We start from the raw sequence: 20,852 nt of genomic DNA, 5'->3' as shown, positions 1-20,852 counted from the left end.
CGCCGCCGCCCCCGCCGCCCGGTGCTATCCCGCGGCGCCCTCCTCCCCGCCGCCGAGGGCCTCCTCCCGCGAGACGTCCCGCAGGCCGCCGGCGTCCAGCAGCAGCCAGCGGGTGATCCCCGCAGAGGCGAGGAACGCCGGATCGTGGCTCGCGACCACCAGAGCCCCCCGGTAGGAGGCGAGCGCACCGGTCAGGCTGCGCACACTCGCCGTGTCCAGGTTGTTGGTCGGTTCGTCCAGCAGCAGCAGCCGGGGGGCCGGGTCCGCCAGCAGCAGGGCGGCCAGTGCCGCCCGGAAGCGCTCGCCGCCCGACAGGGCTCCCGCGGACTGGTCGGCCGCCGTCCCCCGGAAGAGGAACCGCGCCAGCTGCGCCCGGATGCGGTTGTCCGTCGCGCCCGGGGCGAACCGCGCCACGTTCCGCGCCACGCTCAGCCCGTCGTCCAGCAGGTCCAGCCGCTGCGGCAGGAAGCGCAGCGGCACCTCGGCGACCGCCTCGCCGCCGAGCGGGGCCAGCTCCCCGGCGAGCGTGCGCAGCAGCGTGGTCTTGCCCGTGCCGTTCCGCCCCACCAGCGCGATCCGCTCGGGGCCGTGCACGTCCAGGTCCCGGGCGAGGTCCAGACCGTGGCGCAGCCGGAGCCCGCGCAGCCGCAGCACCCGGCGCCCGGCAGGGACGGCCGTGTCCGGCAGGTCGACGCGGATGGCGTCCTCCTCCCGCACCGCGCCCTCCGCCGCGCCCAGGCGCTCGCGGGCCTCGGCCAGCCGCTCGGCGTGCAGGATGCGGTGCCTGCCCGCGGACTCCTGCGCGGCACGCTTGCGCGCTCCCATCACGATCTTCGGCTCGCGCTTGGACTCCTGCATCCGCTGCCCGTAGCGCCGCCGGCGGGCCAGGCGCACCTGCGCCTCGGCCAACTCCCGCTTCTGCCGCTGCACATCGGCCTCGGCGACCCGGACCATGCGCTCGGCCGCCTCCTGCTCCGTGGCGAGCGCCTGCTCGAACTCGCTGTAGCGGCCGCCGAACAGGCGCACCTCGCCCTCGTGCAGATCCGCGATGCGGTCCACCCGCTCCAGCAGCTCCCGGTCGTGGCTGACGACGACCAGCGCGCCCGGCCATCCGGAGAGGGCCTCGTGGACCCGGCGCCGGGCGTGCAGGTCGAGGTTGTTGGTCGGTTCGTCCAGCAGCAGGACGTCCGGGCGGGCCAGCAGCAGTGCCGCCAGCCGCAGCAGGACGGCCTCCCCGCCCGACACCTCGCCGATGGTGCGGTCGAGGCCGATGTGGCCGAGGCCCAGCTGGTCCAGCGTGGCCCGGGAGCGCTCCTCCACGTCCCAGTCGTCGCCGACGGCCGCGAAGTGCTCCTCGCCCGGATCACCGCCCTCGATGGCGTGCAGGGCCGCCCGGGTGGCGGCGATGCCGAGGGCCTGGTCCACCCGGGACGCGGTGTCGAGCACGACGTCCTGCGGCAGCCAGCCGATGTCCCCGACCGCGCGGACGGTGCCCGCCGTCGGAGCGAGGCGCCCCGCGAGGAGCTTCAGCAGGGTCGACTTGCCCGAGCCGTTGGAGCCGGTGAGCCCCGTCCGGCCGGGGCCGATGGCGAGGTCGAGGCCCGAGAGGACCTCGGTTCCGTCGGGCCAGGAGAAGGAGAGGGACGAGCAGACGACATGGTGGTTGGTGGCAGTTGGCACGGTGGCCTCCCGGTTGCGGGGCGAAAGAGGGGCAACGGGTGGAGACACCGGGGCGGCGACGGGCCGCCGGCGCGGTGGACCGCGGGCCGCTGCACGGGGTGCAGGGGACGGGGCGGTCGGGTACGGGCCGGGCGGAGGACGGCAGGGCGTCGAGGTCGCACGCGGCGCGCCGGCGCAGGGCTGGCGGGCACGGTGTCTCAAGACCTCAGACGAGCAACGTCCTTCTCCGATCGACGGCGGCAGAACCGAGGACGACAGTAGTCGGGGCGTCGGCGCGCGGCCACCTGTTTTTCGGCGACGGCGACGGCGTCACCGTCCCCGTCGTGGGCGCGGGCCCGGGCGCGGGGAGTGCGGCTGCCCGTGCCGCGGGCGCCTGCATGCCCCGCGGCCCGCTCAGGGGGTGCCGCCTCCCAGCAGCAGTGCCAGCGCCCCGTCCAGGTCCAGGCGGTCCCGCTCGTCGCCGAGCGGGACCAGCTCCTCCGTGCGCCGCAGGAAGGTCAGCAGCTCGCCGGTGAGGAGGTGCACCATCGCCACGCCCTCCGGTGCGTGGAACTCCATCACCGTGCGGTCGTAGCCGAAGGGACGCACCCGCACGTCGCCGATGCCCGCGGGCGCCTCCACCCCCTCCGCCAGCAGCTCCCGGGCGAACTCCCAGGACACGTCCCGGCCTTCCAGCGTCGCCGGGGCGGGAAAGTCGATGCGCACGGTGAACGGGTCCCGGCGGTCGTAGTGGAGCGTCGCGGGAACCGACTCCATCCGGGGCGCGGAGGCGACGAGCCGGGCCTGGACGGCCTGCTCGATGACGCTGGACAAGGGCCGCTCCTCCACCTGTGCCGCTGCCGGGTCCTCCGGCCGTGGTCCCCCGGGTGCGGATATCCCGGTACGGGGGAAGACGGCGCGGCGGCCCCTCGCGTGCATCGGTGCGCACCGTGAGCTGTGTCACCACCCACCGGTGCGCGCGGCCGCCCCGCCGCCCCGTTGCCGTGCCCCGGGAGGTCAGGCGGGGAGCTGCTCCCGGTAGGCGGAGAGCGCGGGCGCCGTCTTCGTCGCCGCGAACTCCGTGATGCGGTAGCTGCAGACACCGCCCGAGACGAACGGGTCGCCCGCGGCGATCTCCTCGATCCGCGCCCGGTCGTCCGCGACGGCGAGGATGATGCCTCCGTCCCGCGGGTTCTTGCGGCCCGAGGCGATGAACACGCCCTGCGCGTACAGCGCGTCGAGCCAGGCGACGTGCGCGGGCAGCAGGGGGTCGACGCGGTCGACCGGGGCGGTGTACGTCAATTCCATCACGAACATGACGGGCAGGTTACCCACCCGCACACCGTAGGCTGGGTGCCACCATGACGATCGTCGAAGCGCCCGCGGACTGGCCTGCCACCGAGGAGGCGGCCCGCGCCCTCCAGGACGACCTGCGCTGCCGTGTCGTCCTCGCGGACGAGGCGCCCCCCGTGGGCTCCGGCCTGGTGACCGGGGTGGACGTCGCCTACGACGACGGGCGCGACCTGGTGGCCGCCGCGGCCGTCGTGCTGGACGCGGCGGACCTGCACGTCGTCGCGGAGGCCACCGCCGTGGGCAGGGTGTCCTTCCCCTACGTCCCCGGTCTGCTGGCCTTCCGGGAGCTCCCGACGGTCCGCGCCGCGCTGGAGGCGCTCGGCACCGATCCCGGTCTCGTGGTCTGCGACGGCTACGGGCTGGCGCATCCTCGGCGCTTCGGACTGGCCAGCCATCTGGGCGTGCTGATGGACCTGCCCGCGATCGGCGTGGCCAAGAACCCCTTCGTCTTCCGCCACGAGGAGCCGGGCCCGGCACGCGGCGCCACGGCGCCGCTCCTCGCCGACGACGGCGAGGAGGTCGGCCGTGCGCTGCGGACCCGCGCGGGGGTCAAGCCCCTCTTCGTCTCCGCGGGCCACCGCACCACGCTGGAGGCGGCCTGCGCCCACACCCTCCACCTGGCGCGGGACTTCCGCCTCCCGGAGACCACCCGGCGCGCGGACGCCCTGTGCCGTCGCGCCCTGCGGGAGGCGACCGGATCCCGGTGACCTCCCGCGCCCCGGTCAGCGGGAGTGGACCACCCGGAAGGACAGCCCCGCGCTGCGCAACCGCTCCAGCAGCGCGTCGCCCATCGCCACCGCGGTGGTCAACTGGCCCGACGCCTCGGGGAGTTCGTCGAGGGCGAGGCACAGCACGGACTCCGCCAGCATGACGGCCGTCTCGTCGTACCCGGGGTCGCCGCCGGTCACCTCGGTCAGGACGCGCCGTCCGCCGCCCTCGCCCACGAAGCGGACGGAGAACCAGCTGCGTGCGCGGCGCTCCGCGCTCGGGCCGGTACCGGGCTCCACGAGGTCGATCAGCCGACGGCGCACCGGCGGGATCTGTGCGAGGGCCGCGCCCGCGCAGACGACCGCGGGCCCGGCGAGCGCCATCGGCAGCGTCCGGACCGAGGCGAAGTGCCGGTAGCGGAAGTCCGGTCCGTAGCGCTCCAGGGCGCGCGCGCTGCGCGCGACGATCGGCCCGTCGATGGTGGGCAGCGGCAGCGCCCAGGTCCCCGTCTCGCGGCGGAACTGGGGTATGCCGACGGGGGAGGTGGCGCGCCGTCCGACCAGGCGGGGCTCGTGCAGGCGCCGCGCGCGGGCGGCCCGCAGCGTCTGGGTTCCGCGCCCCATGGCGGTGAGCGCGGAGGCGAAGGTGCCGCCCGAGAACATCGCGCCGGAGCGGACGAAGCCGTCGACGCGCAGCGGCACGCCCTCCGGCAGTTGCCGCACCATGTGGTAGGCGCCCAGGTCCGCCGGGATCGAGTCGAAGCCGCAGGCGTGCACCAGCCGGGCCCCGGTCTCGCGTGCCCTGGCGTCGTGCCGGACGAACACCGAGTCGATGAACTCCGGCTCCCCGGTCAGGTCCGCGTAGTGGGTGCCGGCCTCGGCGCAGGCCGCCACCAGCGCCTCGCCGTACCAGACATAGGGGCCCACGGTCGTGGCGAGGGCCCGGGTGGACTCGGCGAGTTCGCGCATCGAGGCGGGGTCCGCGGCGTCCGCGACCACCAGGGGGAGCGAGGCGCAGCCGGGGTGCTCCGCGCTCAGCCGGTCCCGGAGCGCCTCCAGCTTCGCCCTGCTGCGGCCGGCGAGGGCCCAGCGGCAGTCGGCGGGTGCCCTGAGGGCGAGCCGTCGGGCGGTCAGCTCCCCGACGAACCCGGTCGCCCCGAAGAGCACGAGGTCGTAGGGGCGCGCGTTCTTGCTGTTCAAGGGCTCCTCCGCGGTGCGGCCCGCGGCGGCCCTCCGGCGCCGGGGCCGGGCGGGTCCCCCCGGGGGTCCGGGGAGCGGACCGCGGGTGATCCGTCCGGGAGACCCTAACGCGCCGCGCGGCCCCGCAGAAGACGGGTTCCCCATCGGTAACCTGGCGGGCGGACGGAGCTAAGCGCTCGCTCGGAACAGGTGCCGGAAGCCCTTGTGCGCCAGGGGGCGCGTTCTTATCATCGATGGTGTTACATCAACTGTGTCACACCTCTGGGGGTCGGCGGATGGCCGCATCGGGGAACGGACCGCTCGCCGGGGTGCGCGTGGTCGAACTGGCCGGCATCGGGCCGGGCCCGTTCGCGGCCATGCATCTGGCGGACCTCGGCGCCGACGTGGTCCGGGTGGACCGCCCCGGAGGGCCGGGCCTCGGCATCGACCCGGCCCACGACCTCACCAACCGCAACAAGCGCTCCGTGCTGGTCGACCTCAAGTCGGCGGACGGGCCCGCGCGGGTGCTGGACCTGGCCGCGGCGGCGGACATCCTGATCGAGGGCTACCGCCCCGGGGTCGCGGAACGGCTCGGCGTCGGGCCCGGGGAATGCCTCGCCCGCAACCCCCGGCTCGTGTACGGCCGGATGACGGGCTGGGGGCAGGACGGCCCGCTCGCCGACCGCGCCGGGCACGACGTCTCCTACATCGCCGTGACCGGCACCCTGTCCATGGTCGGCCGGGCCGGGGAGCCGCCGGCGCTGCCCGCCAACCTGCTCGGCGACTACGCGGGCGGCGCGCTCTACCTGGTCGTCGGCGTCCTCGCCGCCCTGCAGCACGCGCGCACCGAGGGCGGCACCGGGCAGGTCGTGGACGCCGCCGTCGTCGACGGCGCCAGCCATCTGGCCACCATGATCCACGGGATGATGGCCGCCGGCGGCTGGCAGGACCGGCGCGGCAGCAACCTCCTCGACGGCGGCTGCCCCTTCTACGGCACCTACGAGACCTCCGACGGCGAGTACATGGCCGTCGGCGCCCTGGAGCAGCGGTTCTACGAGGAGTTCGTCCGCCTGCTCGGCATCGCCGGCACCCTGCCCGCCCGCAAGGACTTCGGCCGCTGGGGCGAGCTGCGGGCCGCCGTCGCCGCCCGCTTCCGCACCCGTACCCGAGCCGAGTGGACGGCCCTCTTCGAGGGCTCCGACGCCTGCGTCGCCCCCGTGCTGTCCCTGCGCGAGGCCCCGCACCACCCGCACCTCGCCGCCCGCTCCACCTTCGTCGAACACGGCGGCACCATCCAGCCCGCGCCCGCCCCCCGCTTCTCCGCCACTCCCGGTGCGGTGCGCCGGGGGCCCGCCCTGCCCGGCGCGGACACCGCGGAGGTCGCACGGGACTGGGGCGTGCCCCTGACCGACCCCCAGGAGGACCGTTGAAGCGCCGGATCTTCACCGACGAGCACGAGGCGTTCCGGGAGACCGTGCGCACCTTCCTGGCCAAGGAGGTGCTGCCGCACTACGCGCAGTGGGAGCAGGACGGCATCGTCAGCCGGGCCGCCTGGCTGGCCGCCGGACGCCAGGGGCTGCTCGGCCTCGCCGTGCCGGAGGAGTACGGAGGCGGCGGCAACGCCGACTTCCGCTATGCCGCGGTGCTGCACGAGGAGTTCACCCGGGCCGGCGCCCCCGGACTCGCGATCGGCCTGCACAACGACATCATCGGCCCGTACCTGACCGCACTGGCCACCGGGGAGCAGAAGCGCCGGTGGCTGCCGGGGTTCTGCAGCGGCGAGCTGATCACGGCCATCGCCATGACCGAGCCCGGCGCCGGGTCCGACCTCCAGGGCATCCGCACCACCGCCGAGGACCGCGGGGACCACTGGGTGCTCAACGGTTCCAAGACCTTCATCTCCAACGGCATCCTGGCCGACCTGGTGCTCGTGGTGGCGCGGACCACCCCCGAGGGCGGGGCCCACGGCCTGTCCCTGCTCGTCGTCGAGCGGGGCATGGAGGGCTTCGAGCGGGGGCGCAACCTCGACAAGATCGGCCAGAAGTCGCAGGACACGGCCGAGCTGTTCTTCCGCGACGTGCGGATCCCGAAGGAGAACCTGCTCGGCGAGCTCAACGGCGCCTTCGTCCACCTGATGACCAACCTGGCCCAGGAGCGGATGGCCATCGCCGTCGCCGGGATCGCGGCGGCCGAGCACCTGCTGGAGATCACCACGGCGTACGTCAAGGAGCGCGAGGCCTTCGGCCGGCCGCTGGCCAGGCTCCAGCACGTCCGCTTCGAGATCGCGGAGCTGGCCACCGAGTGCGCCGTCACCCGGGCCTTCCTGGACCGCTGCATCGAGGACCACGCCGCCGGCACCCTCGACGGCGTCCACGCCTCCATGGCCAAGTGGTGGGCCACCGAACTCCAGAAGCGGGCCGCCGACCGCTGCCTCCAGCTCCACGGCGGGTACGGGTACATGAACGAGTACCCCGTCGCCCGGGCCTTCACCGACGGGCGCATCCAGACCATCTACGGCGGCACGACCGAGATCATGAAGGAGATCATCGGCCGTTCGCTGCTCGGCTGACGGCGGCCGGCACCCTCCCCGCCGGGCCCCATCCTCCCCCGAAAGGCTGAACCAAGGTGAGCACCGAAGCGTACGTGTACGACGCGATCCGCACCCCGCGCGGACGCGGGAAGGCCAACGGTGCCCTGCACGGCACCAAGCCCATCGACCTGGTCGTCGGCCTGATCCACGAGGTCCGGCGCCGCTTCCCCGACCTGGACCCGGCGGCGATCGACGACATCGTGCTCGGCGTCGTCGGACCCGTCGGCGACCAGGGCTCCGACATCGCCCGGATCGCCGCCATCGCCGCGGGGCTCCCCGACTCGGTCGCCGGCGTCCAGGAGAACCGCTTCTGCGCCTCGGGGCTGGAGGCGGTCAACCTGGCGGCGATGAAGGTGCGCTCCGGCTGGGAGGAGCTGGTCCTGGCCGGCGGCGTCGAGTCGATGTCCCGCGTCCCCATGGCCTCCGACGGCGGCGCCTGGTTCGCCGACCCGATGACCAACCTCCAGACCGGCTTCGTTCCCCAGGGCATCGGCGCCGACCTGATCGCCACCCTCGGCGGCTGGTCGCGCCGCGACGTGGACGAGTACGCGGCCCTCTCCCAGGAGCGCGCCGCCGCCGCGTGGAAGGACGGGCGCTTCGACCGCTCCGTGGTCCCCGTCACCGACCGCAACGGCCTGGTGGTCCTCGACCACGACGAGCACATGCGCCCCGGCACCACCGCCGACTCGCTCGCCGGGCTGAAGCCGTCCTTCGCCGACATCGGCGAACTCGGCGGCTTCGACGCCGTGGCGCTGCAGAAGTACCACTGGGTGGAGCGCATCGACCACGTCCACCACGCCGGGAACTCCTCCGGCATCGTCGACGGCGCCGCGCTCGTCGCGATCGGCAGCAAGGCGGTCGGCGAGCGCCACGGACTCACCCCGCGCGCCCGGATCGTCTCCGCCGCCGTCTCCGGGTCCGAGCCGACCATCATGCTCACCGGCCCCGCGCCCGCCACCCGCAAGGCCCTGGCCAAGGCCGGTCTCACCATCGACGACATCGACCTGGTCGAGATCAACGAGGCCTTCGCCGGCGTCGTGCTGCGCTTCGCCGCGGACATGGGCCTGAGCCTGGACAAGGTCAACGTCAACGGCGGCGCCATCGCGATGGGCCACCCGCTCGGCGCCACCGGCGCCATGATCCTCGGCACGCTCGTCGACGAGCTGGAGCGCCGGGACCAGCGCTACGGCCTCGCCACCCTCTGCGTCGGCGGCGGGATGGGAGTCGCCACCGTCGTCGAGCGCCTCTGAATCGTCCCGTCCCCTTCGGCCCTGTCTTACGGAGCAGCCACCACCATGAGCGAGTCCACCACCATCCGCTGGGAACAGGACGAGACCGGCGTCGTCACCCTCGTGCTCGACGATCCGGACCAGTCCGCCAACACCATGAACCAGGCGTTCAAGGCGTCGATCGCCCAGGTCGCCGAACGCCTCGAAGCGGAGCGGGAGTCCGTCCGCGGAGTCATCGTCACCTCCGCGAAGAAGACCTTCTTCGCCGGCGGCGACCTCAAGGAGATGATCAAGGCCGGGCCCGGGGACGCCCAGGCGGTCTTCGACGCGGGCATGGGCATCAAGCGCGCCCTGCGCCGCATCGAGACCCTCGGCAGGCCCGTCGTCGCCGCGATCAACGGCGCGGCCCTCGGCGGCGGCTACGAGATCGCCCTCGCCTGCCACCACCGGATCGCCCTCGACGCCCCCGGTTCCAGGATCGGCCTGCCCGAGGTCACCCTCGGGCTGCTCCCCGCCGGCGGCGGCGTCACCCGCACCGTGCGTCTCATGGGCATCGCGGACGCCCTGCTGAAGGTCCTCCTCCAGGGCACCCAGTACTCCCCGAAGCGCGCCCTGGAGGCCGGGCTGGTGCACGAGCTGGCCGCCACACCGGAGGAGATGATCCGGCAGGCGCGCGCCTTCATCGACGCCCACCCCGAGTCCCGCCAGCCCTGGGACGCCCCCGGCTACCGGATCCCGGGCGGCACCCCCGCCCACCCGAAGCTCGCCGCCAACCTGCCCGCCTTCCCGGCCAACCTGCGCAAGCAGACCGCGGGCGCGCCCTACCCGGCGCCGCGCAACATCCTCGCCACCGCCGTCGAGGGCTCCCAGGTCGACTTCGAGACCGCGCAGGTCATCGAGGCCCGCTACTTCACCGAGCTGGTCACCGGCCAGACGGCGAAGAACATGATGCAGGCCTTCTTCTTCGACCTCCAGGCCGTCAACTCCGGTGCCAGCCGCCCGCAGGGCGCCGCACCGCGGACCGTCTCCAGGGTCGCCGTCCTCGGCGCCGGGATGATGGGCGCGGGCATCGCCTACTCCTGCGCCCGCGCGGGCATCGAGGTCGTGCTGAAGGACGTCACCGAGGAGGCGGCCGCCAAGGGCAAGGGCTACTCCGCCACGCTGTGCGCCAAGGCCGTCTCCCGCGGCCGCACCACGCAGGAGAAGGCCGACGCCCTGCTCGCCCGGATCACCCCGACCGCCGACACCGCCGACCTCGCGGGCTGCGACGCGGTCATCGAGGCCGTCTTCGAGGACACGGGCCTCAAGCACAAGGTCTTCCAGGAGATCCAGGACGTGGTGGCGCCCGACGCGCTGCTGTGCTCCAACACCTCCACGCTGCCGATCACCGCACTCGCCGAGGGCGTCGGGCGCCCCGCCGACTTCGTCGGGCTGCACTTCTTCTCCCCGGTGGACAAGATGCCCCTGGTGGAGATCATCAAGGGCGAGCGCACCGGGGACGAGGCCCTCGCCCGCGCCTTCGACCTGGTGCGGCAGATCTCCAAGACGCCCATCGTGGTCAACGACTCGCGCGGCTTCTTCACCTCCCGGGTCATCGGGCAGTTCATCAACGAGGGCGTGGCCATGGTGGGCGAGGGTGCCGACCCGGTCTCCGTGGAGCAGGCCGCCGCACAGGCCGGATACCCCGCCAAGGTGCTCTCCCTGATGGACGAGCTCACCCTCACCCTGCCCCGCAGGATCCGGAACGAGACCCGGCGGGCGGTCGAGGAGGCGGGCGGCACCTGGACGCCGCACCCGGCGGAGGCCGTCGTCGACCGGATGGTCGACGAGTTCGGCCGCCCCGGCCGCAGCGGCGGCGCCGGCTTCTACGAGTACGACGGGGACGGTGCCCGCACCCGGCTGTGGCCGGGCCTGCGCGAGCACTTCACCCGCCCGGGAACGGAGATCCCCTTCGCGGACATGCAGGAGCGGATGCTCTTCTCGGAGGCGCTCGACAGCGTCCGCTGCCTGGAGGAGGGGGTCCTGACCACCGTCGCCGACGCCAACATCGGCTCCCTCATGGGCATCGGCTTCCCCGCGTGGACCGGCGGCGTCCTGCAGTACATCAACGGCTACCAGGGCGGGCTGCCGGGCTTCGTGGCACGGGCCCGCGAACTGGCGGACCGCTACGGGGACCGCTTCCTGCCGTCGGCGGGGCTGGTGGAGAAGGCGGAGCGGGGCGAGGTCTTCACCGACGCCAGGTGACGGCCCGGGCGGCGGGCCACCGCCGTCCGGCGCCGTCCGTCACGCCCGGCTCCCGGGACCGGTCGCGGTCCCGGGAGCCGGGCGTCGCCCCTGGGGGCGCCGCCGGCCTGCGGGCCGCCGTCACCCGCCCGCAGGCGGCACCCCGTCCGCCTCGAACGCCGCCCGCAGCTCCTCGCGCAGCGACCTCTGGAACGCCGTCACCAGGGCCTGGACCACCATCGGCTGCATGTGCGCGGAGAGGGACTTCATGGCCGCCAGATGGTCCCCGTCCCCCTCCCGCTCCCGGTAGGGGCCCCAGACCTCGTCGCGGAAGAGCCGCGACAGCTCCTCGGCCGCGGCACGCGCGTGCTCCAGCAGGACCGTGCGCGAGGCGAGGATCGTCTCGTGCGCGATCGGCACGTCCAGCAGCTCCAGCCCCAGGCGCAGCAGCGAGCAGTCCAGGCGCAGCTCCCCGCGGGACGTGCGGTCCAGCACCCCCATCGCGGCGAGCCGGTCCACGTCCGCCTCGCGCAGCTCCCGCCCGGCCTTCCGCTCCAGCTCCTCCCGGGTGACCTCCTCGGCCGACTCCGGTGCCCAGGAGGCCACCAGGGCCCGGTGGATGGCCAGGTCCCGGTCGCTGAGGTCCTCGGGGAGCTGCTCCAGATACCGCTCGATGGCGGCCAGCGTCATGCCCTGACGCTGCAGCTCCTCGATCAGCGCGAGCCGGGACAGATGGCCGGAGCCGTAGCGCCCGACGCGGCGCGGGCCGATCTCGGGGGGCGGCAGCAGGCCGCGGGTGCCGTAGAAGCGGATCGTGCGCACGGTGACCCCGGCACGCGCGGCCAGCTCGTCCACGGTCAGGGCCGGCTCCCCGTTCCCGTCCGCCATGCCTGTCCCTCCGTCGCCTCCCGCGTGCCGTGCCGCCGCGGTCCGGCTCAACAGTATTGCTGTCTCACCGGGACTGCGAAGTCCTCGCGGGACGCCCCCTGCCTCCAGGGGGCGGGGGCCGCGGGGGCGGAGGAAATCCCGGGTGCCCACCGGAGAGGCATCGTACGTTTGTTCCATGACGACGATCGAGTACGTACAGGGGGACGCCACCGCGCCCCGGGGCGGTGGCGCCAGGATCATCGCCCATGTGTGCAACGACTCCGGCGGCTGGGGCAAGGGCTTCGTGCTCGCCCTCTCCCGCCGGTGGCCCGGGCCCGAGGCCGCGTTCCGCGCATGGTACGCGGACGGCTTCGCCCTCGGGGACGCGCAGTTCGTCCGGGTCGAGCCCGAGCTGTGGGTGGCGAACATGGTGGGCCAGCACGGGCTGCGCACCAAGGGGAGCACCGCCGTGCCCGTGCGGTCCGCGGCGATCGACACGGCGCTCGGGACCCTGGGGGACAAGGCGCTGGAGCTCGGCGCCTCCGTGCACATGCCCCGCATCGGCTGCGGTCTGGCGGGCGGCGAGTGGTCCCGTGTGGAGCCCCTGGTCACCCGGCGCCTGGTGGCCCGGGGCGTGGCGGTGACGGTGTACGACCACGAGGGCGGTGACGCGGGGCGGGCCTGAGGCGGGGGAGCGGCGCGCCGCTCCCCCGCCTCAGGCCCGGGGAGCGGCGCGCCGCCACCGTGCCCCGGGGATCCCCGCGAGGGCACCCCGGCCCACGGGGCCTGTCCGCCGCGGCCCGGACGGGAGATGCGGCGGACAGGCGCCCCGTGGCGGCCCGGGACGGGCCCCGGGGCGGTATCCGTGCGGGGCCCGTCCCCCGGCGGACGGGCGGGAGGGGCCCCGGGCGGGCCTCAGCCGCCGATCACCGGGTAGTGGTCGGAGAGGTTGGTGTACGTGTACGTCCTGCCCCAGCTGGACACCGACCACGGGGCGCTCTGCTCCTTGACCACGTCGTTGGTCCAGTGGCCGGGCCGCGCGTGCCCGGCGCGGTGCAGCACGTGGTCGAGGTCCTCGCGGGGGTCGTCGGGGTAGCGGTACGCCGCGATCGAGTTGTCGCGGGTGTCGAAGGAGTAGGCGTGCCCGGTCCGGGCGTCGGAGTCGACCAGCCCCGCGTCCGCGAGCATCGTCGCGTGCTCGGCGCTGTGCCGGTCCACGTTGAAGTCCCCCGCGACGACGACCTGCTCGGAGGCCGGGATGTTCTTGCCGTCCAGGAAGGCGTCCATGGCCCGGAACTGGCGGCTGCGCATCAGCGCCGCCTCACCGGAGCCGCAGCCGGGGTCGGTGGACTGGGCGTGCGTCCCGACCACGTGGACCCGGGTGCCGTCGACGTCCAGCACCACGTAGACGAAGCCCTTGTTCGACCACCAGTCCGCGCCGCAGGCGTCCTTGTAGACGTACTGCTCCTTGCGCAGGATCGGCCACTTGCTCAGCACGGTGACACCGCCGTCCTCGGGCGTCGTCGCCGAGTAGGCGCCCCCGGTGGCGTCCCAGCCGCTCTTGCTGCGCCCCATCACCGGGGTCTGGTACGGGTACTGGGAGGCCGCGTTCGACTTCAGCGCCTCGGAGGAGGAGTTGTCGAAGGCCTCCTGCAGGACGACCACGTCGTTGCCCTGGAAGAACGAGGTCCGGGGAATGGCGGAGGCCCTGTGGTCCTGGCCCCAGTTGGGGTACAGCGTCTTGCTGAACAGGAACGCGTTGTAGCTGAGCACCTTCAGCCGCGGGGTCTCGTAGGTGTCCGCCGCGGCCGACGCCGAGGGTGCGGCGGTGGCGAGTGCGGTGGCCGAGAGTGCGGCGGCGAGCGCCGCGCGCAGGGCGCGGCGGAGCGTGGAGGTCGGCACAGGAACTCCCGTCGGGGGTGGGGGGGTCGGCCGGACGACGTCCGGCGACGCACATCAAACCAGCCAAAGTTACTTTCAGGTAATAGGTAGGTGCCGGATTTCTTGACGGGGTCGCAACGCTTGCCGCGCCCTCCCGGTGATCGATCAGAAGTGCGCGCTGTCACCCACCCGGTTGGCATGTCGCCGCACGTGGTGTGCAGCCCCCGTTCGGCGCACACGCGTGCGCGAAGCTGATCACGAACGGAGAGCGCGGGCAGGTCCGCGCAGCCACGCACACGCACGACACGGGAAGCACCATGAGCATCGACAGCCCCACCGCGGCACCCCTCAGGGAGGTGGTCGCGGCGCACGCCCGGCGGGTCACGGACGCAGGCTGGTTCTCGGCCACCGCCGTCGCCGCCATCCTGCTCAACGCCGCCCTGCTCGGCGCGGAGACCTATGCGGGCTTCGCCCGGGACTGGTCCGTCCAGCTCGGCCGGGCGGAGGAACTGCTGCTCGGGCTGTTCACGGCGGAACTCGCCCTGCGGGCGGTCGCGCACGCCGACCGCCCCTCCGCCTTCTTCCGCAACCCCTGGAACCTCTTCGACGCCGCCGTCGTCCTGTGCGCCCTCCTGCCGTTCGCGGGCGACAACACCACCGTGCTGCGGCTGGTGCGCCTCGCCCGGGTGATCCGCACGGCCCGCTTCCTGCCCCAGCTGAGGATCATCGTCACGGCCCTCGGCAAGTCCATCCCCGGGGCGGTCAGCTTCCTCATGGTCGGCACGCTCCTGCTGTACCTGTACGCCATGCTCGGGTGGGCCGCCTTCGCCGACGACGACCCCGAGCACTACGGCTCCCTCGGGCGCGCCGCGCTCACCCTCTTCGTCCTGATGACCCTCGACGGGCTCGGCGACGCCCTCTACGGCGGCCTGCTGATCTCCCCCTGGGCGGCCGTCTACTACGCCTCGTACGTGCTGCTCAGCGCCTTTCTGATGGTCAATCTGCTCATCGGCGTGGTGATCGACTCGCTCGCGCGGGCCCGCGAGGCCGAGGAGGCGCGGCGCTCGCCCGCCGCGGTCGCCGCCCGCGGCGAGGAGCTGCGCGAGGCGCTCGCGGCCGTCCGGGCCGGGCTGGACGACATGGAGCGCCTGCTGCCCCAGGTGCCCGCGCAACCCGACAGGACCCGGCTGCCGCAGGGCCCCTGAGCCCGCCCCGACCCGGCGGCCGGGCCCCGGTGCCGTCCGGGCGCCGCCCGCGGCCGGCCCCGGGGGCGGGATACTGGTGGCGAGCGCCCGGCACCGGAGCCCGGCGCACGGACCCGCCCCAGGAGCCCCGGATGCCCCGCCCCGCAGCCCCCGTCGCACCGCCCCCGCCCGGCGGGGTGCTGTGGAACCTCGCCGGGGACGTGCGTGCCCTGCTGATGCTGCCCGCCGCGCTCACCCTCCAGGTCGCCCACCCCGCCGTCGGCGCCGGGGTCGACGAGCACTCCGTCTTCCGCACCGACCCCTGGGGCCGCGGTGAGCGCTCGTTGCGCTCCCTCCAGCTGTGGATCTACGGCGGGGAGCGGGCGGCCGAGGAGGGCCGAAGGCTCCGCGAACTGCACCGCACCATCGGCGGCACCGACACCCGGGGCCGCCGCTACCACGCCCTCGCCCCGGCCACCTACGCCTGGGTGCACGCCACCGGGTTCCCCGTCTACCGCCACGCCTGCCGCTATCTGGTGCGCGAGCTGACGCCGGCGCAGGAGCGGCGGCTGTACGCCGAGTGGCTCCAGGTCGGACGCGTCCTCGGGATCCGCGACCGCGACATGCCGGCCACCGTCGAGGCGTTCTGGCCCTACTGGCGGCGGATGCTCGCCGAGGAGGTGGAGGCCACCGCGGTGGTCCGCGAACTGGTGGACGTGGACGCCGCCGTCCCCCCGCCGGACCGGGGACCGCGCGCGCTGCGCGCGGTGCTGGCGGTGCTCTGGCCGGTGCTGCTGCCGCCGCTCGCCCGGTTCCGCCGCTTCATGACGGTCGGGCTGATGCCGCCCGACGCCCGCGCCGCCCTGGGGCTCCCCTGGACGCCGGTGCAGGAGCGGCGCCTGCGGCGCTTCGGCCGGGTCCTGCGCCTGCTGGTGCCGCTGCTCCCGGAGCGGCTGCGCTACCTGCCCCTGGCCCGCGAGGCCCGGAGGGCGCAGCGGGCGGGCCCCGCGGCACGGAAGGCAGCGCTGCGGGACGTGTCCGGCGCGTCACCGGCACCGTAGAACGCCGGGTACGGACGCCACCGTGCCGAACCGGCTGCCGGACGGGCGTCCGGGGGGCACGGTCAGGGGCCTGCGGACCGTGCGGCTGACCCGCAGGCCCCTGCGCGGGTCAGCCGCCGAGCCCGCCCCGGGCGATGACGTCCGCGTACCAGCGCGCGCTGTCCTTGAACGTCCGCCGCTGCGAGGCGAAGTCGACGTGCACGATGCCGAAGCGCTTGCTGTAGCCGTAGGCCCACTCGAAGTTGTCCAGCAGGGACCACAGGAAGTAGCCGCGCACGTCCGCACCGTCCTCCAGGGCGCGGTGCACCGCCGCCAGGTGCGCGTGCAGATAGGCCACCCGCTCGGGGTCCTTCACCTCGCCCGAGGGGTCCGCGTAGTCGTCGTAGGCCGCGCCGTTCTCGGTGATCACCAGCGGCGTCCCCGGCAGGTCGTCCCGCAGCCGCACCAGCAGCTCGTGCAGCCCGTCCGCGTCCACCGGCCAGTCCATCGCCGTGCGCGGGCCCGCGGCGGGCAGGAAGCGCACATGCCGCTCCGCCCCCGCCCACGGCGAGGGGGCGTCGCTCGTCCCCGCCGCCACCACCGTGGGGGAGTAGTAGTTGATGCCCAGGCAGTCCAGGGGCGCCGCGGCGGCGGCCAGGTCGCCGTCCTCGACGAAGGACCAGTCGGTCACCCGGGCCGTGTCGCGGACCAGGTCCTCGGGGAGCCGGCCGCGGAAGACCGGGTCGAGGAAGATCCGGTTGCCCACGGCGTCGATCCGGCGGGCCGCGTCCTGGTCCCCGGGCGCCTCGGTGTGGGCCCGCACCGCATGGAGGTTGAGCGTGAGCGACACCTCCGAGGCCGCGGGCAGCACGCTCCGCAGGGCGCGTGCGGCCAGCCCGTGCGCCAGGTTCAGGTGGTGCGCGGCGCGCAGCGAGGCGAGCGCGCTGGTGCGGCCCGGGGCGTGCACACCGCTGCCGTAGCCGAGGAAGGCCGCGCACCAGGGCTCGTTGAGCGTGGTCCAGGTGGCGACCCGGTCGCCCAGGGCCTCACCCGCCAGCCGCGCGTACTCCGCGAAGCGCTGGGCCGTCTCCCGCTGCGGCCAGCCGCCGGCGTCCTCCAGCTCCTGCGGCAGGTCCCAGTGGTAGAGCGTGGCGACCGGCCGGATGCCGGCCTCCCTCAGCTCGTCGGCGAGCCGCCGGTAGAAGTCCAGCCCCTTGCGCACCACCGGTCCCCGGCCCGTGGGCTGCACCCGGGGCCAGGAGATCGAGAAGCGGTAGTCGGTCACCCCCAGGCGCCGCATCAGGGCGATGTCCTCGCTCATCCGGTGGTAGTGGTCGGCGGCGATGTCCCCGGTGTCGCCGTTGCGCACCTTGCCGGGCGTGCGGCTGAAGGTGTCCCAGATCGAGGGGGTGCGCCCGTCCTCGGCGGCGGCGCCCTCGATCTGGTAGGCCGCCGTGGCGGTGCCCCAGCGGAAGTGCTCGGGGAACCGGTGCGTCGTCATGGCGTCGGGCCGTGTGTCGATCGCGGTCATGAAGGGGGAACTCCCGGAGGTGAGACGTGGGTGCGGACGGGGGCGAGGGTTCACCGGTTCAGCCCTTGACGGCGCCCTGCATGATGCCGCCGACGATCTGGCGGCCCAGCAGGCCGAAGACCAGCAGCACCGGCAGCGTGCCGAGCAGAGTGCCCGCCATGATCACGGACTGGTCGTGGACGTATCCGCCGCCGAGCTGCCGCAGGGCGACCTGCACGGTCGGTTCGGACGAGGTGAGCGCGACGATGGGCCAGAAGAAGTCGTTCCAGGCGGCCATGAAGGTGAGCAGGCCGAGCACGGCCATCCCCGGGCGGGCGATCGGCACCACGATCGACCAGAAGATCCGCGCCGTGGAGGCGCCGTCCACCCGGGCCGCCTCGATCAGCTCGTCCGGCAGCGACTGCACCAGGTACTGGCGCATGAAGAACACGCCGAACGCGGAGACCAGGCCGGGCAGGATCACCGCCTGGAGCTGGTTGACCCACTGGAGTTCGGCGATGAGCATGAACAGCGGGATCACCCCCAGCTGCGGCGGGATCATCATGGTGCCGACGGTGACGGCGAGCAGCGCTCCGCGCCCGCGGAAGCGCAGCTTGGCGAAGGCGAAGCCCGCGAGGGTGCAGCACAGCACCGTGCCCAGCGTGATCGACCCCGAGACGATGACCGAGTTGACCAGCGCCTTGCCGATGTCCGCCTCCTCCGTCACCGCCTCGAAGTTGCGCATCAGGTTCGGGCCCGGCAGGAGGGCCGGCGGGACCTGGGCCAGGTCGGCGTTGGAGCGGCTGGCGGCGACGATCGTCCAGTAGAACGGGAAGGCGGAGACGAGCACGGCCAGGACCAGGACCGTGTAGGCGACGGGCCCGCCGTGCAGGGTGCGGCCCGCCCGCGAGCGGCGCCCGCGGCGCGGCGGCGGGGCCGCCCCCGCGGCGGGGGGTGCGGCCGGCGGGTCGGCGAGCCGGGTCATGGGCGGGCCTCCTTGCGGGTGCGCCGCCGTGCGAGGGCGGCGTTGGTGCCGACGAGCACCACGATCAGCAGGAACATCACCCAGGCGATCGCCGCCGCGCGCCCCAGGTGGAAGAAGCCCCATCCCTGCTCGTACAGGTAGAGGCCGAGCGTCTGGTACTGGTGCGAGATGCCCCCCGAGACCGAGCCCTCGAACAGCAGCGGTTCGCCGAACAGCTGGGTGGCGCCGATGGTGGAGACGACCACGGTGAAGACGATCGTCGGACGCAGCCCCGGCAGCGTGACGTGAAGGAACTGCCGCCAGCGCGAGGCCCCGTCCATCTCGGCCGCCTCGTAGAGCTCGCGCGGGATGGACTGCATGCCGGCCAGGTAGATCAGCGCGTTGTAGCCCGTCCAGCGCCACACGACGATGGTGGAGACCGCGACCTGGGAGGCGACGGTGCCCGTCTGCCAGTCGACGGGGTCGATGCCGGCCAGTCCGAGCACGTAGTTGACCAGACCGAAGTCGCGGCCGAAGAGCTGGGCGAAGACCAGGGTGGCGGCGGCCACGGACGTGGCGTAGGGCAGCAGCATCGCCGTGCGCAGGAAGGTCCGCCCGCGCAGGCGGTAGTTGAGCAGATGGGCGAGGCCGAGGGCCATCACCAGCTGGGGGACGGTGGAGAGCACCCCGATGGTGAAGGTGTTGCGCAGCGAGGTCCAGAAGAAGGCGTCGCCGAACAGCGCGGTGTAGTTGCCGAGGCCACGCCACTCCATCTCGCCGGGGGTCTGGAGTTCGACCCGGTACAGCGACACGAAGGCCGTGTACAGGAGCGGGAAGAGCCCGAAGGCGGCGAACAGGGTGAAGAACGGGGCGATGTAGGCGTACGGCGAGACGGTCTGCCAGGCACGCCGGGCGCTGCGCCGCCGCTGCGGCGGTGCGTCGCCCCCGGGTGCCGGCCGCGCGGGCGCGGTGAGGGTCACGGGGAGCCCTTCGGGGAGGAGGTCGGGCGGTGCGGCGGGAGCCGCGGGGGTGCTCGGGGGCCGTCGGCCCCCGCCGCCGCCCGGTGCGCGGCGGCGGGGGCGGGGCCTCAGCCGAGGGTGTTGGCCACGCCCTTCTCGGCGTTGGCCCACGCCTTGGCGGGGTCGGTGCCCTTGCGCTCCACCTCGCCGAGCGCGTTGGTGATCTGCTGGGCGACGTTCTGGTCGTGGACGCCGAGCACCTGGACGGGTGCGGCCTTGGCGGCCTCACCGAAGATCCTGCCGATCGGCGCGTTCGAGAAGTAGGGGTCCTTCGCGTCGGCGACCTGCTCGATCGCACCGGTGGCGGAGGGGAAGTTGCCCTGGGTGCGGAAGAGCTTGGCCTGCTGCTCGGGGGCGGTGAGCCAGGCGATCAGCTCGTACGCCTCCTCCTTGTGCTCGGCGGCCTTGGGGACGGCGAGGTAGGAGCCTCCCCAGTTGCCCGCGCCGCCGGGCAGCGCGGCGATGTCCCACTTGCCCTCGCCCGCGTCCCCGGCCTGCCCCTTGATATAGCCGAGCATCCACGCGGGGCAGGGGATGGTGGCGAAGGACCCGGCGGCGAAGGCCTGGTTCCACTGCGGCGACCACTGGTCCAGCTTGGCGCTGAGACCGCTCTGCGCCGCCTCCACGGCGGTGTCCCAGGCGGTGCGCAGGGCGGGGTTGGTGTCCCAGACCAGCTTCCCGGAGGCGTCGTAGTACCGCTCCTCCTCCTGGCCGATCATGATCGAGTAGAGGCTGCCGACGCTGTCGATCCACGCGCTCCCGGCGGGGGCCTTCTCCCGGTACCGCTTGCCGAGCTCCAGGTAGCCGTCCCAGGTGGACCAGGTGCGGGCGAGCTCCTCGCGGTCCGTCGGGAGCCCGGCCCGGGCGAACAGGTCGGTGCGGTAGCACAGCGCCTCGGGGCCGACGTCGGTGCCGAGGCCGAGCACCTCGCCGCCCTTCGCGGTGGCCGCGGCCCACTTGGCCTCCGCGAACTCCCCCTTGAGCTTCTCGGCGCCGTAGGCGCGCAGGTCCTGGAACCGGTCGGCCTGCTGCTGGGTCACCGAGGCGATCCGCCCCACCTCGATGCCCTGGACGTCCGCGAGGCCGCCGCCGCCCGCGAGCCGGGTCTGGAGCGACTTCCAGTAGTCGGCCTCGTCCTCGGTGTCCGTCTGCTTGATGGTGACGTCCGGGTGCAGCTTCTCGTACTCGGCGTAGAGCCCGGCCTCCTGGTAGCCGAAGGACCCGAACAGGTCGACGGTGAGCGTGACCTTCCCTCCGGCGGCGTCCGGGGCTCCGTCCGACGCGCCGCCGCAGGCGGCGAGGAGCGCCCCGGTGAGCGCGACCGCGCCCAGGCGGACGGCGGCCCTTGTGGCGGCTCGGGCAATGGGCATGGGAAGCCTCCCTTGGCTCCGGGGTCGAACGAGAGCGAGCTGGTTGAGAGCGCTCTCAGTGCTGCGAGGGGAGCGTG

General features: G+C 74.1%; 18 protein-coding genes. 8 read left to right on the top strand and 10 right to left on the bottom strand.

Features of this window, described 5'->3' with window-relative positions:
- Nucleotides 1–24: 24 nt before the first annotated feature.
- The 3 genes from ACGF15_RS01735 to ACGF15_RS01725 form a co-directional block, all read right to left on the bottom strand.
- On the bottom strand, nucleotides 25–1,680 hold the full coding sequence (locus ACGF15_RS01735; RefSeq protein ID WP_345608739.1) for an ATP-binding cassette domain-containing protein: 1,656 nt from the start codon (nucleotides 1,678–1,680) through the stop codon (nucleotides 25–27).
- Between the two features lie 393 nt (nucleotides 1,681–2,073).
- Nucleotides 2,074–2,493 carry an SsgA family sporulation/cell division regulator gene (locus ACGF15_RS01730; protein ID WP_362613000.1) on the bottom strand — a complete coding sequence of 140 codons (420 nt, stop codon included), beginning with the start codon at nucleotides 2,491–2,493 and terminating at the stop codon, nucleotides 2,074–2,076.
- 183 nt (nucleotides 2,494–2,676) lie between these two features.
- The gene (locus ACGF15_RS01725; RefSeq protein ID WP_345608735.1) at nucleotides 2,677–2,976 is read right to left on the bottom strand and encodes a YciI family protein; all 300 of its coding nucleotides are present in this window, start codon (nucleotides 2,974–2,976) and stop codon (nucleotides 2,677–2,679) included.
- 44 nt (nucleotides 2,977–3,020) lie between these two features.
- Here ACGF15_RS01725 and ACGF15_RS01720 point away from each other — a divergent pair, with 44 nt between their 5' ends.
- The gene (locus ACGF15_RS01720) at nucleotides 3,021–3,719 is read left to right on the top strand and encodes an endonuclease V (RefSeq protein ID WP_362613003.1); all 699 of its coding nucleotides are present in this window, start codon (nucleotides 3,021–3,023) and stop codon (nucleotides 3,717–3,719) included.
- A 15-nt stretch (nucleotides 3,720–3,734) separates the two neighbouring features.
- On the opposite strand, the gene ACGF15_RS01715 is transcribed toward ACGF15_RS01720, so the two are convergent.
- On the bottom strand, nucleotides 3,735–4,919 hold the full coding sequence (locus ACGF15_RS01715) for a saccharopine dehydrogenase family protein (RefSeq protein WP_392796557.1): 1,185 nt from the start codon (nucleotides 4,917–4,919) through the stop codon (nucleotides 3,735–3,737).
- 275 nt (nucleotides 4,920–5,194) lie between these two features.
- On the opposite strand from ACGF15_RS01715, the gene ACGF15_RS01710 reads away from it, so the two are divergent.
- From ACGF15_RS01710 to ACGF15_RS01695, 4 genes are read left to right on the top strand one after another with little or no spacing between them, the layout of a single operon-like run.
- Nucleotides 5,195–6,328 (top strand): CaiB/BaiF CoA-transferase family protein, encoded by a 1,134-nt coding sequence (locus tag ACGF15_RS01710; protein ID WP_362613006.1) that lies wholly within the window; start codon nucleotides 5,195–5,197, stop codon nucleotides 6,326–6,328.
- Entirely contained in the window at nucleotides 6,325–7,467 is a 1,143-nt protein-coding gene (locus tag ACGF15_RS01705) for an acyl-CoA dehydrogenase family protein (protein ID WP_345608729.1), read from the top strand. The genes ACGF15_RS01710 and ACGF15_RS01705 overlap by 4 nt, the downstream gene beginning before the upstream one ends.
- A gap of 56 nt (nucleotides 7,468–7,523) precedes the next feature.
- Complete coding sequence (locus ACGF15_RS01700; RefSeq protein ID WP_362613009.1) at nucleotides 7,524–8,738, top strand: acetyl-CoA C-acetyltransferase; 1,215 nt, start codon at nucleotides 7,524–7,526, stop codon at nucleotides 8,736–8,738.
- 45 nt (nucleotides 8,739–8,783) lie between these two features.
- On the top strand, nucleotides 8,784–10,961 hold the full coding sequence (locus ACGF15_RS01695; RefSeq protein WP_345608725.1) for a 3-hydroxyacyl-CoA dehydrogenase NAD-binding domain-containing protein: 2,178 nt from the start codon (nucleotides 8,784–8,786) through the stop codon (nucleotides 10,959–10,961).
- A gap of 120 nt (nucleotides 10,962–11,081) precedes the next feature.
- Here ACGF15_RS01695 and ACGF15_RS01690 read toward each other — a convergent pair whose 3' ends face one another.
- Nucleotides 11,082–11,828 (bottom strand): MerR family transcriptional regulator, encoded by a 747-nt coding sequence (locus tag ACGF15_RS01690; protein ID WP_345608723.1) that lies wholly within the window; start codon nucleotides 11,826–11,828, stop codon nucleotides 11,082–11,084.
- A gap of 175 nt (nucleotides 11,829–12,003) precedes the next feature.
- On the opposite strand from ACGF15_RS01690, the gene ACGF15_RS01685 reads away from it, so the two are divergent.
- A complete protein-coding gene (locus ACGF15_RS01685) occupies nucleotides 12,004–12,492 on the top strand; it encodes a macro domain-containing protein (RefSeq protein ID WP_392796556.1) in 489 nt (162 codons plus the stop codon).
- Nucleotides 12,493–12,722: 230 nt separating this feature from the next.
- On the opposite strand, the gene sph is transcribed toward ACGF15_RS01685, so the two are convergent.
- Nucleotides 12,723–13,709 carry a sphingomyelin phosphodiesterase gene (sph, locus tag ACGF15_RS01680; protein ID WP_362611950.1) on the bottom strand — a complete coding sequence of 329 codons (987 nt, stop codon included), beginning with the start codon at nucleotides 13,707–13,709 and terminating at the stop codon, nucleotides 12,723–12,725.
- Between the two features lie 296 nt (nucleotides 13,710–14,005).
- On the opposite strand from sph, the gene ACGF15_RS01675 reads away from it, so the two are divergent.
- Complete coding sequence (locus ACGF15_RS01675) at nucleotides 14,006–14,893, top strand: ion transporter (protein ID WP_345608717.1); 888 nt, start codon at nucleotides 14,006–14,008, stop codon at nucleotides 14,891–14,893.
- Nucleotides 14,894–15,024: 131 nt separating this feature from the next.
- Complete coding sequence (locus ACGF15_RS01670; protein ID WP_345608715.1) at nucleotides 15,025–15,933, top strand: oxygenase MpaB family protein; 909 nt, start codon at nucleotides 15,025–15,027, stop codon at nucleotides 15,931–15,933.
- 109 nt (nucleotides 15,934–16,042) lie between these two features.
- Here the strand turns inward: ACGF15_RS01670 and ACGF15_RS01665 are convergent, their stop codons facing one another.
- From ACGF15_RS01665 to ACGF15_RS01650, 4 genes are all read right to left on the bottom strand, one after another.
- Entirely contained in the window at nucleotides 16,043–17,443 is a 1,401-nt protein-coding gene (locus tag ACGF15_RS01665) for a GH1 family beta-glucosidase (RefSeq protein ID WP_345608713.1), read from the bottom strand.
- 58 nt (nucleotides 17,444–17,501) lie between these two features.
- Nucleotides 17,502–18,407 (bottom strand): carbohydrate ABC transporter permease, encoded by a 906-nt coding sequence (locus tag ACGF15_RS01660; RefSeq protein ID WP_345608711.1) that lies wholly within the window; start codon nucleotides 18,405–18,407, stop codon nucleotides 17,502–17,504.
- Entirely contained in the window at nucleotides 18,404–19,366 is a 963-nt protein-coding gene (locus tag ACGF15_RS01655; RefSeq protein WP_345608709.1) for a sugar ABC transporter permease, read from the bottom strand. The genes ACGF15_RS01660 and ACGF15_RS01655 overlap by 4 nt, the downstream gene beginning before the upstream one ends.
- 107 nt (nucleotides 19,367–19,473) lie before the next feature.
- Nucleotides 19,474–20,775, bottom strand: coding sequence for an extracellular solute-binding protein (locus ACGF15_RS01650; RefSeq protein WP_345608707.1), 1,302 nt, complete (start codon nucleotides 20,773–20,775; stop codon nucleotides 19,474–19,476).
- Nucleotides 20,776–20,852: the final 77 nt, after the last annotated feature.

The sequence above is a fragment of the Streptomyces sp. NPDC048001 genome (assembly GCF_043203115.1).
In the GTDB taxonomy this organism is placed as follows: domain Bacteria; phylum Actinomycetota; class Actinomycetes; order Streptomycetales; family Streptomycetaceae; genus Streptomyces; species Streptomyces sanyensis.
Note: the sequence above shows the minus strand (reverse complement) of the source record. Positions and strands in the feature narration are given on the sequence as shown.

Bases quoted from the DNA above. Each gene is read 5' to 3' on its own strand.
- ACGF15_RS01725 (WP_345608735.1), bottom strand. From the start codon at position 2,976: ATGTTCGTGATGGAATTGACGTACACCGCCCCGGTCGACCGCGTCGAC.
- ACGF15_RS01720 (WP_362613003.1), top strand. From the start codon at position 3,021: ATGACGATCGTCGAAGCGCCCGCGGACTGGCCTGCCACCGAGGAGGCG.
- ACGF15_RS01710 (WP_362613006.1), top strand. From the start codon at position 5,195: ATGGCCGCATCGGGGAACGGACCGCTCGCCGGGGTGCGCGTGGTCGAA.
- ACGF15_RS01695 (WP_345608725.1), top strand. From the start codon at position 8,784: ATGAGCGAGTCCACCACCATCCGCTGGGAACAGGACGAGACCGGCGTC.
- ACGF15_RS01690 (WP_345608723.1), bottom strand. From the start codon at position 11,828: ATGGCGGACGGGAACGGGGAGCCGGCCCTGACCGTGGACGAGCTGGCC.
- ACGF15_RS01685 (WP_392796556.1), top strand. From the start codon at position 12,004: ATGACGACGATCGAGTACGTACAGGGGGACGCCACCGCGCCCCGGGGC.
- ACGF15_RS01675 (WP_345608717.1), top strand. From the start codon at position 14,006: ATGAGCATCGACAGCCCCACCGCGGCACCCCTCAGGGAGGTGGTCGCG.
- ACGF15_RS01670 (WP_345608715.1), top strand. From the start codon at position 15,025: ATGCCCCGCCCCGCAGCCCCCGTCGCACCGCCCCCGCCCGGCGGGGTG.
- ACGF15_RS01665 (WP_345608713.1), bottom strand. From the start codon at position 17,443: ATGACCGCGATCGACACACGGCCCGACGCCATGACGACGCACCGGTTC.
- ACGF15_RS01660 (WP_345608711.1), bottom strand. From the start codon at position 18,407: ATGACCCGGCTCGCCGACCCGCCGGCCGCACCCCCCGCCGCGGGGGCG.
- ACGF15_RS01650 (WP_345608707.1), bottom strand. From the start codon at position 20,775: ATGCCCATTGCCCGAGCCGCCACAAGGGCCGCCGTCCGCCTGGGCGCG.